Here is a 15950-nt window from a genome sequence, read left to right as displayed (position 1 = left end):
CTGTCGGTTCCTGACCAGGGACCCTCAGGCCCGTTTTTTATGCGCCGACCGGTTCTGGACATTGCGTCGAACTCTTGTCCGCTGGGCGCTTTCCCCCACGGTTTTCCGAAAGCTGTCACATTTCGCCGCTCTGATCCGTCTACACTTCTGAACAGGTAAATCGTTACCAGACAGGAGTGCCCGTCATGAACAGTCGCGACGCTGTTACCCCTCATTCTGCCCCACAGGAAACCGACGTGATTGTCGTCGGGGCGGGGCTGGCCGGCCTGATGGCCGCGGCCGTGGTGGCGCGGGCTGGGCGATCGGTGCAAATCGTGGAACAAGCGGGGCATGCCGGCGGTCGCGCGGCCACGAATCAAATCAAGAACGTGCAGTTCAATCTCGGGGCGCACGCCTTGTATGCCGGCGGACATGCGTGCCGGCTGCTTAGGGAAATGCAGATTCCGTTCGCGGGGCATTTTCCCAGCCAGGGAAGGCCATTGCTGTTGCAGCGTGATACCAGCTATCGGCTTCCCACGAATCTGCTCGCGCTGTTTTCCTCGCAGTTACTGACGTTTTCTGAAAAACGGCGCATGACACGGTTTTTCGTGACGATCAAGAATGTCGATGCCCGGCAACTTGATGGCACGACAACGCGCGCTTGGATCGAACAAGCGTTTGGCCGGGGCAATCTGGCGTCATTTATCGCCTCGCTGGTGCGCGTCGCGACCTACGTCGATGATGTCGACCGCCTTTCGGCGGGCGCCGCGATCGATCAACTCCGATTAGCGCTCACCGGCAACGTCCTGTACCTGGACGGCGGTTGGCAGACGATCGTCGCAGGGCTCCGGCAAACGGCCATCGAAAATGGAGCGACGCTGCGCACCAGTTCTCGCGCTGATTCGACCGATACCACTCCCGACGGGCTGCTGGTGCGATTGTCAGGCGGTGAAACAATTCGCGGCCGCACGGTCATTCTGGCAGTCGAGCCGGATGCTGCCTGCCGATTGCTCGATCGCTCCGCTGACTCATTTCTTGTTCGCTGGATGGCCCAGCGCGTCGCAGTGTCGGCCGCCTGCCTGGACGTGGCGCTCGATCGATTGCCGCGTCCGCGCGATCGCTTTGCGTTGGGGCTGGATCGTCCGATGTATTATTCGGTCCATTCTGCCGCAGCACGACTGGGTCCGGACGGTGTACACGTCTTGCACCTGATGAAGTATTTGCGGCATGATCGAGACGAGGCGCCGGAAGCGGTGGGCGCTGAACTCGAATCGTTCCTCGATCAATTGCAGCCGGGCTGGCGCTCGCATGTTGTCGCGCGGCGACTTCTGCCCAGAATGATAGTCTCGCACGCCATTCCGCTCGCGTCCGACGGCGGACTGGCCGGACGGCCGAGCGTCAATTCCGCCGAGATTCGCAACGTGTTTCTGGCCGGGGATTGGGTGGGCACCGAAGGTATGCTGGCAGACGCCTCGGCGGCGAGCGCCGTTTCAGCAGCGCAACAAGCGCTCGAATCCTTGCGGTCGCACAACCGCAGCAGCGGCGACAATATCAGCACCAACAGTGGCAGCGTCGACGACCGAGAAAGCGTGCTATATGGCCGAGCATGATGCGATCTTCGAGGAACAGCGCCCCCGGCTCGAACGCTTTGCTTATCGCATGCTGGGTTCGCGTTCCGACGTGGACGATGTTTTGCAAGAGGCGTTCTTGCGCTGGAATCGCGAGGATCGCGACGATGTGCAATCAGCGGCGGCTTATTTAAGCTCGATCGTGGCGCGGTTATGCATCGACCAGCGACGCGCGATCGATATGCGCAAGGCGACCTACATTGGTCCGTGGCTGCCGGAGCCAATCATCGAATCAGCCGGCGCCGATCCGGTAGAACGGCTGGAGACCGTCGACTCGATCTCAATGGCATTTCTGCTGGTGCTGGAAAGTCTGACGCCGGTTGAGCGTGCGGCCTTTCTGCTGCGAAAAGTTTTCGATTACGGTTACGACGAAATCGGCGCGATCTTGGAAAAGTCGACGCCCAACTGCCGGCAGTTGGTGCATCGTGCCGAGCAGGCGATCCAAGAGCACCGTCCGCGCTTCGAGCCCGACCCGGCGGAAGCCGAGCGAATGACGAGTGCCTTCTTGCAGGCCTGCACGAGCGGCGATCTGGCCGATTTGCTGCAACTGCTGGCCGACGACGCCGTGGTCTATAGCGACGGGGGGGGCAAGGCGACGGCCGCGCGAGCGCCGGTCAGCGGCGCCCTGAACGTCGCACGATTTTTCGTGGGAATCACCAAGAAGATGCCGCCCGAGGCGACGATCAAGCGTGCTCGCGTGAATGGGCAGCCGGGAATCATTATCTCCCTAGCCGGCCAGCCCGTCACGGTCGTGACGTTGGACCTGGTCGACGGGCGGATCGCGCACTGCTACGCGATTCGCAATCCCGAGAAGCTGGCGCGCGTCAACTGATTGCGACCGACCGAATCCATCAGGCGTCCCGCTGCTCGCGGCGGACGGGATCCACGACCGTATCCGGAAGTTCGGCCGGGAGTGACGGCGTGCCGTTTTGATCGATATCGTTCGGCGAAGTGTGCGTTCGCGCCGTGTTATCCACCGGCAGCGACGTGCCCACCAGCGGCAACCGCACGACAAATTCGCATCCCTGTCCTGGGCCGTCGCTGTGCGCGGTAATCATTCCACCGTGCAACTCAACGATGGGCTTCACGGCTGTCATGCTGATGCGGCTTCCGCCTCGCTCGCGAGAAGTCGAGGCCCCCAGGACGTTGCCGGCCTGGAAGACGCGGGCCAATGCCTCGGGCGTAAGGCCGGCGCCGGTATCCTTAACCTTGAGCGTCGCGACTCCTTCGCGCTCTTGCACCGTCAGCCAGATCTGACCGCCGGGATTGGTCGAGCGAATCGCGCTGTTCAGCAAGTTAAAAGTAACGCGTTCGAGCCGCGTCGCATCTCCGTCGATCAGCACGGGATTTTTTGCCAGCGAGATATTCAATTCTCGTCCGGATTGCGCCGCCAACGAGCGCACGCTGCTGGCAGCCCGAGTCGCGATATCCACCAGGTCGACTTTGCGCTTCACCAATTGAATTCCCGCCTGACTATGGCGAAAGGCATCCAGCAGATCGTCGATCAGGCGTCCCAACTGGCACGTCTCTTGCTTGACGACGTCCATGGCCGATTCCATTTCGGAAGCGGTGGCCGCGATGCCGTGGAACGACGCGGCGCTAGCGATGGGAATCAACGGTCGTCGCAACTCATCGGCCAGCAACCCGAGGAAATCTTCGCGGCGACGATCCACGTCGCGCAATTGGTCGGTCAACGAGCCGAGTTCCTGATTCAACCGCTTGCGTTCGGCGGCCAACTCCTGGGCTTGCGTGCCGTACAGCTCTTCATTGCGCCGGGCCTCTTGCCGTGCGCGCCAGAATCTTCCGCCCAGCGCCACGATGGGGCATCCTAAGAGGACATAGGCGCCGACGGCAATAAAATTGTAGCCATCCAGCAGCAGGACGTTGTACCGCGGCTCCATGAAAAAAAACGTGGCCATCGGCAAACTAAGTATCAAAACCATCAGCGCCGGGCCGACACCCCCCAGCCACGCGGTACCGATCAGCGTCGCCATATAGGTCATGAACGCCTGCCGATCGCCGAGGATCGGATCGAGCGCCATGCGAACGAGCGTGGCGACAATCAGCCCAGCCGCGGCGAGCAGATAGGGGCGTACGGCCTTCCAAGTGTCACGAGGTTCGACAGAATCACGGCTCATAGACAGGCTTCACTCCGTAACAGGAAAATCAGCAGTCATTTAGGGCAGAAAGCGCGCAGTTGCGCAAGAATTGTCATCCGACACCGGTCCCGCGAAGTCCGGTATCAATCCGCCCAGAAAGAACAGAAAGGAACCTCGATTTTAATCGTCAGCTACAAGTCCCGCAAACCGATTTAACCCTTTAGGAGAGGGAAAGTAGCGGCGGAATGCCCAGGATTCGCTGAGAAGTTCGGGTTCGCTTTGTGCAGGGTGACGGATTTTCCTGCGATCTCGGCGGCGGATTCTGCCGCGGCTCGCGACTTATTCTGAAGGTCGGCAATGTAACGGCCCGGGAACGGGCCATGATCGTGCCGCAGGGGAACGAAGGAGACAAGTCCTGAGCGACGTAAAACTGGGCCAGTTCCGGTTGGGCTCACGATCCCTTTCTGCTGCGGTGATTCCAGATCACGGCCGGGGCCGGGCCATCGCCTGCTGGCGTGTAGAGATACCCCGGAAGTTAGTCGTCGCGCGCAGGATAGGTGACCGGCTGGGCGGTACGGCGAAAGGCGGTCATGGCCGGGAGTCACGGGGGGCAACCGACGATGCCGGGCAGCGCAACAAGGACAATCCAGCTCCGCCGCATAACGCTGACCCTTTGCCGAACGATAGCCAAAAATCGTGCCGAGTTAACCATTCGAGTTCCCGCCCGCCTGACCCATTTTAAGCTGTCGCGGTGCGGTATAATCCAGCGGTCAACCACCAGTTGCTCCTCGTCGACGAGTTGATCGCTGCCGCGTTCCGCGGGCCACACCGAAAAAGAAGTCATCGGAGTAATCAATCATGTTCCAACTACCTATGCAGGTGTCGCGTCGACGGTTTCTTGGAAGCGCGGCGGCAAGCGCCGCGGCTTTCACGGTGCGCGGCGCCTTCGCGGAGGACCTGGTGCAGACGCCGCGGCAGACCGAGGGCCCGTTCTATCCCGACAAGTTGCCGCTCGATACCGATAATGACCTGCTGATCGTCAACGACGATATTACGCCCGCCATTGGCGAGATCACGCATTTGAGCGGTCGCATCCTGGACGCGCGGGGCGAACCGCTGCGCAATGCCCTGGTCGAGATCTGGCAGGTCGACGGACATGGCGCCTACATCCACTCGCGCAGCGGAAACCGCGACGGCCGCGACGCGAACTTCCAAGGCTTTGGCCGATTCCTCACTGGTTCGACCGGCGAATACTATTTCCGCACGATCAAGCCCGTTGCCTATCCCGGTCGCACGCCGCACATTCACTTCGCGGTAAAAACCAAAGGGCGCGACAAGTTCACGACCCAGTGCTACATCCAGGGGGCGCCGGGCAACGAGCGTGACGGCGTGTATCGCAGCATTCGCGATCCGCAAGCACGCGACTCGGTGACCGTCGATTTCGCCGCGATTCCGAATTCGAAGATCGGCGAGCTGGCGGCCCGGTTTGACATCATCATGGGCTTCACGCCGGAAGATCCGGCTTAAATGACGGGAGCCTCGTCAGAGGCGAATCCTGGTGCGAAGCCGTTCTCCGGCAAGGCTTAACGGCGGTTTCCGCCGACGTAACAGGACATCTGGGCAGCGGGAGCTCTCAATGTCGGGCCAACCGTAATCCTCGGATCGGAACCGGCTGATGCTTGTCAAACTGGGGTGGTTATGGCAATCACATTCCCCCGGATTTTCTGATCCGGCTTGCCCTATTTGCTTTTGCCGGGGAGATTCTTGCTTTCGCCTCGCTCCTAGCGATAGGATTGTGGGTAGCATGCCTACCCTACTGCTGTCGCCGGTCTGACACGCCGACAGCCCACCGCAAGTCAGTTTTGCGCACTACCCCAAAGGTCGAAAGCAAGCAGCGAACTCGCGCGGTCGCTTAGCTCGCTCCCAGAAGACGTCTTTAGAGTATCACGACGTTTGCGTTAATATCCCACCGTTGAGCAGACGGCTCGGACGCCGAGCTACTGCCAGCAACCACTCCCCAATATTGACGAATCCGGTTTCGATCACTGACGCGCTGCATACTCCAGCGCGATTCGATCGCCTGCCACAGCAGATGAAAGGCTGAACGCGAGTTATGGAATTCCGCAAGGTGTTGGCACTGCGAGGTCCGAACATTTGGGCATCGTTCCCCGTGCTCGAAGCCATTGTCGACCTGGGGCCTTTCAAGGATTCGCCTTCCGACTCGCTACCTGGCTTCAACGATCGGTTGATGAGCTGGCTGCCGTCGCTGGTAGAGCATCGTTGCAGCATTGGTGAACGGGGCGGATTCTTTCAGCGTCTGCGCGAGGGAACCTATCCCGCGCACGTCCTCGAGCACATCTGCATTGAATTGCAATGTCTCGCCGGCTCCGAGGTGGGCTTCGGCAAGGCGCGCGAAACCGGCGAACCGGGCGTTTATCGCGTCATCGTCCGCTATCGCGAAGAGGCCGTCGGCCGATCGGCGCTCGACGCGGCGCAGCGGCTGTTCCTCGCCGCGGTACACGATCATACGTTTGACGTGAATGCCCAGGTGACGCAACTCCGGTCGCTGCTGCACGAAGTACAACTCGGTCCGAGCACCCGTTCGATCGTCGATGCGGCGCACGCCCGTGGTATTCCCACGCACCGCTTGAACAGTGCCAGCCTGGTGCAATTGGGCTGGGGTGCCAAGTCGCGCCGCGTATGGACGGCCGAAACCGATCAAACCAGCGCCATCGCCGAAACCATTGCCCAGGACAAGGAACTGACCCGTCGCCTGTTGCGCACCGTGGGCGTGCCTGCTCCCGCCGGTCGCCCTGTCGAAGACGCCGAGGATGCCTGGCGGGCGGCCCAGGAAATTGGCGGGGCCGTGGTCGTCAAACCGCAGTACGGAAATCAGGGGCGAGGCGTCATCACGAATCTCACCACCCGCGAACAAGTGTTGAAGGCGTACGCAGACGCCCGGGCCGAGGAATCGACCGTGCTGGTCGAGAGTTTTGCGCCCGGCGACGATTACCGATTGCTCGTCATCGGCGGCAAGCTGATTGCCGCCGCCCGTCGCGAAGCGGCCCAGGTCGTGGGAGATGGCGTTCATACGGTCGCACAGTTGGTCGAGATCGAAAACACGAATCCGAAACGTGGTGACGATCACGCAACCGCGCTCAGCAAGATCCGTATCGATACAATCGCCATGTCGGTGATCTCCGAACAAGGCTTTACGCCCGACTGCATTCCGCCGCAAGGTGCGCGTGTGCTGATTCGCCGTAATGCGAACCTTAGCACGGGAGGGACCGCGGCGGACGTCACGGACCACGTGCATCCGCAAGTCGCGGCTCGCGCGATCGAGGCGGCGCGCGTCGTGGGGCTGGATATCGCCGGGATCGACGTCGTGGCGTCGGATGTCGGCCGGCCGCTCGAAGAACAGGGCGGCGTAATTGTCGAAGTCAACGCAGGTCCTGGTCTGCGGATGCATATCGAGCCCTCGTCGGGCCGGGCCCGACCGGTCGGCGATGCCATCGTTTCGACACTGTTCTCACCAGGTGATAACGGCCGTATCCCGATCGTGGCCGTCACGGGGACCAACGGCAAAACCACGACGACACGCTGCATCGCGCACATCCTGATGTCGCTCGGCCGGCACGTCGGTATGACCTGCACCGAGGGGATCTATATCGATCGCCGCCGGATCGAAACCGGCGACTGCAGCGGACCGCAAAGCGCTCGCACCGTGCTTGTGAACCCGAAGGTCGACGCGGCCGTGCTGGAAATCGCCCGCGGCGGCGTGCTTCGCGAAGGATTGGGCTTCGACCAATGCGACGTGGCCGTCGTCACGAACATCGGCGAAGGAGACCATCTAGGGCTGTCGGACATCAACACGCTCGAAGATATGGCCCTGGTCAAGCGAACTGCGGTGGACGTCGTTCCGCCGAAAGGTTTTGCGGTCCTCAAGGCCGACGATCAATACACGGCCGGCATGGCGGCGCATTGCCGTGGTTCCGTGATCTTCTTCGCACAAGACGACCAGCACCCCGTGATGCAGCAGCATCGCCAGGCGGGCGGTCGTCTGGCGTATGTCAAAGACAAGCAACTGATTCTGGCCACCGGAGATGTGATTCACTGCCAGGTCCCGGTCGTAGACATTCCGATCACGCGACAGGGTCGCGTCGCCTTTATGACCGAAAACGCGCTCGCCTCGGCCGCTGCCGCCTGGGGATTGGGCATCTCGTTCGCCGACATCATCGCCGGCTTGCAGAGCTTCAGCAGCGAATCCGACATGGTGCCGGGACGGTTCAATGTCTTGTCGGTGGGCGGAGCGACCGTGATTATGGACTACGGTCACAATGTATCGGCGTTGTCCGCCTTGATCGAGGCGATCGGCACGTTCCCGCACGAGCGCCGCTCGGTGGTTTACTCGGCGGCCGGCGATCGCCGCGATTGCGACATGGTGCGCCAGGGTCAAATCATTGCCGAAGCGTTCGATCGCGTGATCTTGTATGAGGATCAATACAAACGCGGCCGCGCTGACGGCGAGATCATGCAGCTGTTGCGAGAAGGGCTTTCGGCTGGACCCCGCGTCAAGGAAATCACGGACCATCAGGGAGCGAGCAACGCCGTTGAAGCGGCGCTCGATGCCCTGCGCCCTGGCGATCTGCTACTGCTGCAAGCCGACGTTATCGAAGACACGTTGGACTTCGTCCGCGACTATCTGGCCAATCATCCCGCGCTGACCAGCACCAGCGGTGAGTCGCTCGAGGACGAGGCGGACAACGTCTCTTCGCCGACCCTGGCGATGAACACCGGCGCCACCGGTTACACGGCTGGGAATCCGAAGGCGGTCTAGGGTTATTCGCCGCACAGGGGAGAGCGCCTGCTTATCCGCCTGTGGCGGATAAGCAGGGCACCGCGCGCAATTCTGTTATCGGCGCTGCTCTAACAATAGCGGCGAGTAATCGCCGTTTAGCAGATCCCGCTTAGCATAGAGCCCGTCTAGCAGAGCTTGCCGGACTTCTCGAGGTAAGTGATCACCTCGTTGGCCAACGTCTCGGCGTCTTTCTTGCCGGCGTTCAAGGTCAACTCGGGGCTTTCCGGTGCTTCGTAGGGATCGTCGATCCCGGTGAAGCCCTTTAGCTCGCCGGCGCGGGCCTTCTTGTACAAGCCCTTCGGATCGCGTGCTTCGCAAACCTCGATCGGGGCATCGACGAAGATCTCGATGAAGTCGCCCGGCCGCATGCTAGCGCGCACGGCGTCGCGATCGCGGCGGTAGGGGCTGATGAACGCCGTCAGGCCGACCGTGCCCGCCTCGGCGAATAGCTTGGCCACGGCGCCGATGCGGCGGATGTTCTCTTCCCGGTCCTGGGCCGAAAAGCCCAGGCCGAACCGCTTGGCGAATTCTTCGCCGTGCCGTTCCTTGAGCATGCCGGGCCCGGCGTTCAGGCCGTGGCGGACGTTGTCGCCGTCCAATACATAGCTGCGGACACCGCGGGCGTGCAGCTTGTGGTCGACCAGGTTGGCGACCGTGCTCTTGCCGCAGGCGCTTAGGCCCGTGAACCAGATCACGCACCCCTTATTGCCGTTGAGCTTCTCGCGCTCGTCGCGGCTAACGCTGTGTTCGTGCCAGGTAACGTTGGTTTCGTTGGCCATTTGGTTCACGTCTCCCGGTATCGAGGGGTGTTGGACCTTGGGAAACCGCCGATCATAACGCGGTCTGCCAGGGGCGAAAAGGGGCCCGCCGTGCTGCGCGCCGGCACCGTCAGGTGCGATTTGCGGCCAAATTAGCCGTCGTCAGCCGAGCAATTTCCGCTTACCCCGAGCACAGAACACGAACCTGGGGATTCGTCAGCGAGGTCGCTGCTCTCTATCATGGTCGTTTCGCGGTAACACCCTGTTTGACGGTATGCGACGTTATGCTGCGCTGGAGAATCACGCTCGGCGTTCTGTTTTCGGTTCTGCTAGCCGGGCTTTGCTGGTTGGATGCGCAAGCGTCGACTCCTGGCGTGTGGCTGTTGCCGCTGGCGCTGCTGATCGCTTTTTTGGCTACCGACGAGCTTTCGCGCATGCTCGCGGCGCGCGCGCCTTCAGCGCTGGGCGCGGTGATCTATCTGGGAAACGTCGCGATCGTGGCGTCGAACTGGGCTCCCCAGTTGATGCCGAAGTTCGCACTCGAGACCTGGACCTGGCCGGCGCTCGCGCTAGCGGGCATCATGATCGCGGCACTGGTGGTGGAAGTGGTTCGCTATCGTGAGCCGGCGCGGCAGACCGAACGATTAGCCCTCGAGGCACTGGGACTGGTCTATATCGGGCTGTTGTTGAGTTTCGCCGTTCAAATGCGCTTTGCCGGACCTCAGGGGGATTGGGGGTTGGCGGCGATCGCTTCGCTAATTTTGGTCGTGAAGCTGTGCGACATCGGGGCGTACACCGTGGGGCGACTGATCGGCCGGCACAAGCTCGCTCCGCGCTTAAGCCCTGGCAAGACGATCGAAGGGGGCTTCGGCGGCGTGGTGTTTGCCATCTTCGGGGCCTGGCTGTCACTAACGGTGCTTTGGCCCGCGATGAGTCGTGTCAGCCCGCCCGCCGTCGCCCCGTGGCAGTGGCTGGGGTTTGGCCTGACCGTCGGCGTGGCGGGCACGATCGGCGACCTGGCCGAGTCATTGCTCAAACGCGATCTGGGGCGGAAAGATTCGAGCGATTGGATGCCCGGCTTTGGCGGCGTGCTCGATTTGCTAGATTCGATTCTCGTCGGCGCCCCGGTCGCGTACTTTTGGTGGCATTACCTGCTCTGAACGCTGCTTGTGCGTATGATGGATCTTGGGTCGCATGCTTTTGCGGACGGTCTTTACCGGTTGAAGGGGCCTCACCCGGCAAATCGTGTTTGACGTAAAGCATGCGGAAATAATGACTTGTGTCATGAGGTCGGACCGAGGCTGTGCGCCCTGGCCGGCTGTGAGTTATAAAATAGCTGAGGACAAGTTCCTTTCCGGTTGCTCCGGTCGTTGACGGCCGTGGCACACTCTGAATGACAGAAGCAACCATCTCGGTGGTCGACGCGAAAGCTCTGCTTTCGCTTTTCGGCACTCGCGACCAGCACCTGCGGAAGATTCGGGATGCTCTGGCCGTGGACATTTCGGCGCGCGACGACCAAATCCACATTCAAGGCTCGGACAATGCCGTGGCTCGCGCCACCGAGGTTCTTGAGCAATTGAAGGCACTGGTGCATCGTCAAGGGACGCTCGAGGCCGACCAGGTCTCGCACATCTTGTCGGACGTGACCGGCCACGCAGCCGGCGCGACGCCCGCGATCGAAGTTTTGAACGCGGGGCGCAAGATCGTGCCGCGTACGCCTGGGCAGGCGAACTATGTAAAGACCATCGCCGAGCACGACATTGTCTTCTGTTCAGGCCCGGCCGGCACTGGAAAAACTTACCTGGCCGTGGCCATGGCAGTGGCCGCGTTAAAGCAGGAGCGAATCCGCAAAATCGTGCTCGTAAGGCCCGCGGTCGAAGCGGGCGAAAGCCTGGGCTATTTGCCGGGTGACTTGCAGGCCAAGATCAATCCTTACTTGCGACCCTTGTTGGATGCGTTGCGCGAGATGATGGACGTCGACCAGATCCGCCGTTACACGGACCAGGATCTGATCGAAGTCATTCCGCTGGCCTATATGCGCGGCCGGACGTTGAACGAGGCGTTCATCATCCTGGATGAAGCACAGAATACGACCGTTGCGCAGATGAAGATGTTTCTCACGCGCATGGGACGAGGATCGAAGATCGTCGTCTCTGGCGATACCACGCAAATCGATTTGCCTCCCCACGCGACCAGCGGACTGGTCGACGCGCAGCGACGACTGCGGCGGATCAAGGGGTTGGCCCAAGTCAGCCTGAGCAATGCGGATATCGTGCGCCATCGCCTGGTGCAGGATATTGTGCGCGCCTACGAGGAAGGGCCCAAGCGGCGCAGTACGACCGCCTAACCCTCTACCATGTCGATCGGCTCGAAGAAAAATACGCGTTCGTCCCGGGTTGTGTCCTTTCGACCTCCGCCCGGCCGTATCGCCCGCTTTTGGACGCAAGCACAGCGGCTCGATGTTCTCATGCGCGTCGGCATGTGCGTGGTCGCGGCCATAGTCCTGTGGGCGGTGACCAAGGCCTGGGAACCGCCGTTCGTCTATCGCGTCGGCGACGTGCTGAGCGAGGATATCTCGCTCGTGATTCCGGTCGACGACGACCCGCAATCGACGGCCAACGAGTTGGTACATGCCGGCGAGCCGTTGACGCCGGAAATGATCCAACTGCTCGAGCGGGATCATGCGCATGAAGTCGGCTTAACTTCGCACATGCACGGTGTCGTCCGTTCGCTGGCCACATTCGGCATGATCTTCGCGCTGTATGCGCTGTGCGGGTACTTCATCTATCACCAGGACCGGCGGCTGCTGAAAGACGTGCGCCGGTTCGCCACGCTGCTGACCTTGATCGTGGTGTCGGCGGCGCTGGCATGTTGGGCCTGGCCTTATCCTTGGCGGGCCGAGATCGTACCGGTCTTGATCTTCGGCATGACCTGCGGCATTGCTTATAAGCGAGAACTCTCGCTGCTGCTCTCAACGTCGCTATTGATCTTTTTGGGGCTGGTCTGCGGTTATGGCCTGGGTGAGTTTGTCGTCTTGGTCGGTGCCACGGCCACGGCAATTCTGCTGTTGGGTCGTATCCGCAGTCGTAGCAAGCTAATCAAAGTTGGCTTTTTCACCGGCGTCGCGACCTTCGGCTTGTCACTCATCACCGGCCTCTTGGAAGGCCAACCGCTCGGGAGTCCGCTGTGGGAGCTGGCTATGCGGAATGGGCTGTGGGCCTTTGCCGCGGGCTTCTTCGTCACCGGTTTGCTGCCTTCGATCGAATCGGTCTTCGGCGTGCTGACCGACATCAGTCTGCTCGAACTGGGTGACGCCTCGCACCCGCTCTTACAAGAGCTCGTGCGCCGAGCGCCAGGCACCTACAACCACTCGATCAACGTGGCCTCGATCGCCGAGGCCGCGGCCGAAGCGATCGGCGCCCGCCGGCTGCTGGTGCGCGTGGGAGCGTACTTCCACGACGTGGGCAAGATGTTGAAGCCCGACTATTTCGTTGAGAATCAAAGTGCCGCCTCGAATCGCCATGATTCGCTGGTGCCGGCCATGAGCACGCTGATCATCATCGCCCACGTCAAGGATGGCGCCGACCTGGCCCGGCAACATCATTTGCCTGAGCCAGTGATCGATTTCATCGAGCAGCATCACGGCACGACGCTGGTCGAGTATTTCTATCGCCGTGCCAGCCAGCAGAACGAAACCAATCCGAATGGCGGATCGGTCCATGAAGAGGCGTTCCGCTATCCCGGTCCGAAGCCACAAACGCGTGAGACGGCCGTGCTGATGCTGGCCGATGCCGTGGAAAGCGCGGCCCGGGCGCTGGTCGAACCGACGCCAGCCCGCATCGAAGGGCTGGTCGAGGACATCGCCATGAAGCGGCTACTGGACGGACAATTCGACGAATGTGGGCTGACGCTGAAGCAACTCCGCGTTGTCCGCGACAGTTTGATAAAATCGCTCACAGCCGTATACCATGGTCGTGTCAAATATCCCGACCAGCGAACGGCCTGAGGCACGTCGACCCAGGCCGCCCTCGCTTCGACCCGCTGACACCTCGACCCTGACACCACGATCGCTGTCGGACCGTGATTCAAATTGACATCAACAATGAGCAGCACCGCATGGCGGTCGACGAGCCGCGTCTGCGCGCGGCCCTGTCCGCGATTCTAGCCGACGCCGGCTTTGCACGTGCCACGATCAGCGTGGCGATCGTGGACGACCCGGCGATTCACGATTTGAACCGCCGCTTTCTGCAGCATGACTATCCCACGGATGTGTTGAGCTTCGTGCTCGAAGAGTCGTCCGCGGGGCTCGACGGCGAAATCGTCGTCAGCGCCGATACGGCCACGGCCAGCGCCCCGCGATACGGCTGGCGGCCCGACGACGAACTCTTGCTGTATGTCATTCATGGCGGGCTGCATCTGGTTGGATACGACGACAAGTCGCCCGCCGACGCCGGCCTCATGCGCGAAGCCGAGACACGATACCTAGCCCGGTTCGACCTGAGCGTAGGCACCATGGCACAAGGACAATTGGTCGGGAAAGGAAACCAGTCTTGATCGCGGGCAGCATGATTGTGTGGGCCGTCGCCAGCTTGCTGGTCGCCTCGATCGCGGCTACCGCCGGCCACGTCTTGCGCGATTTATCGCGCGACGAGCTTGAAGATGCGTGTCGGCGCCGCCGCGCGGACGATCTCGTACGCGAAATCCTGGCCGGCCAGCGACAAGTGGCGCTCGGCGCGGAATGCTTGCAGGTGCTGGCCACCGCTGTGTTGCTGGCCGCGACGGCCGAATTTTTGATGTCGCTCCCGGCCGTGAAGGAGTGGAGCGTCTTATCGCAATTCGGCCTGATCGCGGCCGTGGGCGGGTTGGCCGTGTTGATGGCGAATGTGTGGATTCCGGCCGCGCTGGTCCGACTGTTCGGTCCCTCGTTCATCACCGCGACCTGGGCCGTGTGGCGTGCGGTAAGCCGACTGTTGGCGCCGCTGGTGATCGCCGCGCAACGATTCGAGCTCTTGGGGCAAATGGCTGCCGGCCAGACCCCAGCGGCGCTTGGCGAACCCTCGTCGGACGGCGAGTCGCGCGGCATGCTGGGTGAGTCAAGTCGCGAAGGATCACTCGAGGACGATGCGCGCGAGATGATCGAAGGCGTGATTCAACTCGGCGATGCCGAGGTCGCGCAGGTTATGACGCCGCGCACATATATGCTGTCGATGCGCGTCAGCTTGTCGCTCGACGAGGTCGTAAAATTCGTCATCACCTCAGGACACACGCGAATTCCGGTGTACGACAAGAACCGGGACGACATCATCGGCATCCTGCACATGAAGGACCTGCTGCCGGAACTGATGAAGGCGCCGGCCGAGCGAACCCCGAATGTCAGCAGCTTATTACGTCCGGCCTTGTTCGTCCCCGAGACAAAACGCCTCGACGAGCTGTTGCAAGAGTTCCAGCAGAACCGCAACCATATGGCCGTGGTGCTGGACGAGTTTGGCGGCGTGTCGGGCCTGGTCACGATCGAGGACGTGCTCGAGGAAATCGTGGGCGAGATCGTCGACGAATATGACGAGGACCTGGTCGAAGGCATCAAAAGCATCGACGACAACACGGCCGAAGTGCAGGCCCGCGTTCGCATCGACGAAGTCAACGAGCGGCTGGGGACGCACCTGCCCGAGGACGGCGATTTCGACACCATAGGTGGCTTCGTCTTCAGCCATCTGGGACATATTCCGACGGTGAACGAATCGATGACTGTCGACGATGTTCGCCTGACCGTGATTGACGTCACCCGGCGGCGTATCGAGCGCGTGCGCCTCGAGGTCTTGAATCCCTCGCGCGCGTGAGAGAACGTGTAAGCCCTTATGGCGGCCGAAAAGACGCTGGCCCTGGTATTACGGGCTGTTGAGTTCAGCGAGACAAGCAGCGTCGTGACGCTGTTTACCCGCGATTTCGGCAAGATACGTGGCTTGGCCAAGGGGGCTCGCCGGCCCAAGGGTCCGTTTGAGTCTGCCCTTGACCTGCTGTCGTTATGTCGGCTAGTCTTCCTCCGCAAATCGTCCGAAGCCCTCGATTTGCTGACCGAGGCGAAGCTGGAGCGACGCTATCGGCCGGCAAACCGCGACCTATCAAGTCTATACGCGGGCTACTACGTCGCTGAGTTATTGAACGAGCTCACTGACGACGCCGATCCACATCCCGACCTTTTCGACGCCGCTGACAATACGCTTGTGCGGCTGATGGAAGGGCACGCGCCTGTGGATGTCGTCTTGTTGCGTTTTGAATTGAATGCGCTACGCATGCTCGGGCATCAGCCCGCGCTCGCGCAGTGCGCGGAGTGCGGAAAGGACCTCGCGGCACGAGGCCGCGTGGCATTTGGTCAACTGGCCGGAGGCGTGCTTTGCGAAGCTTGCCGACGCGGCAAACGACAGATCGTTTCGGTCAGCGCGCAGGGAATCAGTGCCTTGCTAGCGCTTTCCGAGTCGAACGAAGAGATGGCTGGCACGATCGTGCTCGAACGATCGATCAGCGGCGAGTTACGTGGATTGATGAATCAGTACCTGTGCAATCTTCTGGGGCGCAAATTGCGCATGCACGGTTACCTGAAAACGAAGGCGAGTTAGCAGCGAACACGGAA

At 61.4% G+C, this 15950-nt stretch carries 12 protein-coding genes; 10 read left to right on the top strand and 2 right to left on the bottom strand.

Annotation, left to right across the window (positions count from 1 at the left end):
* The first annotated feature begins 185 nt into the window (after positions 1-185).
* Together VGN12_24390 and VGN12_24385 are read left to right on the top strand one after the other, a co-directional pair.
* Positions 186-1589, top strand: a complete 1404-nt coding sequence (locus tag VGN12_24390) for an FAD-dependent oxidoreductase (GenBank protein ID HEY4312611.1) — start codon at positions 186-188, stop codon at positions 1587-1589.
* A complete protein-coding gene (locus tag VGN12_24385; protein HEY4312610.1) occupies positions 1576-2439 on the top strand; it encodes an RNA polymerase sigma-70 factor in 864 nt (287 codons plus the stop codon). The genes VGN12_24390 and VGN12_24385 overlap by 14 nt, the downstream gene beginning before the upstream one ends.
* 19 nt (positions 2440-2458) lie before the next feature.
* On the opposite strand, the gene VGN12_24380 is transcribed toward VGN12_24385, so the two are convergent.
* Complete coding sequence (locus VGN12_24380) at positions 2459-3745, bottom strand: HAMP domain-containing sensor histidine kinase (GenBank protein ID HEY4312609.1); 1287 nt, start codon at positions 3743-3745, stop codon at positions 2459-2461.
* A gap of 819 nt (positions 3746-4564) precedes the next feature.
* On the opposite strand from VGN12_24380, the gene VGN12_24375 reads away from it, so the two are divergent.
* Positions 4565-5233 (top strand): protocatechuate 3,4-dioxygenase, encoded by a 669-nt coding sequence (locus VGN12_24375; protein HEY4312608.1) that lies wholly within the window; start codon positions 4565-4567, stop codon positions 5231-5233.
* A 586-nt stretch (positions 5234-5819) separates the two neighbouring features.
* Positions 5820-8543 carry a cyanophycin synthetase gene (cphA, locus tag VGN12_24370; protein HEY4312607.1) on the top strand — a complete coding sequence of 908 codons (2724 nt, stop codon included), beginning with the start codon at positions 5820-5822 and terminating at the stop codon, positions 8541-8543.
* A 146-nt stretch (positions 8544-8689) separates the two neighbouring features.
* On the opposite strand, the gene cysC is transcribed toward cphA, so the two are convergent.
* On the bottom strand, positions 8690-9343 hold the full coding sequence (gene cysC, locus VGN12_24365; GenBank protein HEY4312606.1) for an adenylyl-sulfate kinase: 654 nt from the start codon (positions 9341-9343) through the stop codon (positions 8690-8692).
* A 263-nt stretch (positions 9344-9606) separates the two neighbouring features.
* Between cysC and VGN12_24360 the strand changes: the two genes are divergently transcribed.
* The 6 genes from VGN12_24360 (at position 9607) to recO (ending at position 15936) form a co-directional block, all read left to right on the top strand.
* Entirely contained in the window at positions 9607-10482 is an 876-nt protein-coding gene (locus VGN12_24360) for a phosphatidate cytidylyltransferase (protein HEY4312605.1), read from the top strand.
* A 233-nt stretch (positions 10483-10715) separates the two neighbouring features.
* Positions 10716-11669 (top strand): PhoH family protein, encoded by a 954-nt coding sequence (locus VGN12_24355; GenBank protein ID HEY4312604.1) that lies wholly within the window; start codon positions 10716-10718, stop codon positions 11667-11669.
* A 51-nt stretch (positions 11670-11720) separates the two neighbouring features.
* The gene (locus VGN12_24350) at positions 11721-13328 is read left to right on the top strand and encodes an HDIG domain-containing protein (GenBank protein ID HEY4312603.1); all 1608 of its coding nucleotides are present in this window, start codon (positions 11721-11723) and stop codon (positions 13326-13328) included.
* Positions 13329-13402: 74 nt separating this feature from the next.
* The gene (gene ybeY / locus VGN12_24345; GenBank protein ID HEY4312602.1) at positions 13403-13876 is read left to right on the top strand and encodes an rRNA maturation RNase YbeY; all 474 of its coding nucleotides are present in this window, start codon (positions 13403-13405) and stop codon (positions 13874-13876) included.
* Positions 13873-15159 (top strand): hemolysin family protein, encoded by a 1287-nt coding sequence (locus tag VGN12_24340; GenBank protein HEY4312601.1) that lies wholly within the window; start codon positions 13873-13875, stop codon positions 15157-15159. Before ybeY ends, VGN12_24340 begins: the two co-directional genes overlap by 4 nt.
* An 18-nt stretch (positions 15160-15177) precedes the next feature.
* Complete coding sequence (recO, locus tag VGN12_24335) at positions 15178-15936, top strand: DNA repair protein RecO (GenBank protein HEY4312600.1); 759 nt, start codon at positions 15178-15180, stop codon at positions 15934-15936.
* Positions 15937-15950 lie beyond the last annotated feature (14 nt).

Source organism: Pirellulales bacterium (assembly GCA_036499395.1).
Lineage (GTDB): Bacteria > Planctomycetota > Planctomycetia > Pirellulales > JACPPG01 > JACPPG01.
Note: the sequence above shows the minus strand (reverse complement) of the source record. Positions and strands in the feature narration are given on the sequence as shown.

Bases quoted from the DNA above. Each gene is read 5' to 3' on its own strand.
- VGN12_24385 (HEY4312610.1), top strand. From the start codon at position 1,576: ATGGCCGAGCATGATGCGATCTTCGAGGAACAGCGCCCCCGGCTCGAA.
- VGN12_24390 (HEY4312611.1), top strand. From the start codon at position 186: ATGAACAGTCGCGACGCTGTTACCCCTCATTCTGCCCCACAGGAAACC.
- VGN12_24355 (HEY4312604.1), top strand. From the start codon at position 10,716: ATGACAGAAGCAACCATCTCGGTGGTCGACGCGAAAGCTCTGCTTTCG.
- VGN12_24360 (HEY4312605.1), top strand. From the start codon at position 9,607: ATGCTGCGCTGGAGAATCACGCTCGGCGTTCTGTTTTCGGTTCTGCTA.
- recO (HEY4312600.1), top strand. From the start codon at position 15,178: ATGGCGGCCGAAAAGACGCTGGCCCTGGTATTACGGGCTGTTGAGTTC.
- cphA (HEY4312607.1), top strand. From the start codon at position 5,820: ATGGAATTCCGCAAGGTGTTGGCACTGCGAGGTCCGAACATTTGGGCA.
- VGN12_24375 (HEY4312608.1), top strand. From the start codon at position 4,565: ATGTTCCAACTACCTATGCAGGTGTCGCGTCGACGGTTTCTTGGAAGC.
- cysC (HEY4312606.1), bottom strand. From the start codon at position 9,343: ATGGCCAACGAAACCAACGTTACCTGGCACGAACACAGCGTTAGCCGC.
- VGN12_24380 (HEY4312609.1), bottom strand. From the start codon at position 3,745: ATGAGCCGTGATTCTGTCGAACCTCGTGACACTTGGAAGGCCGTACGC.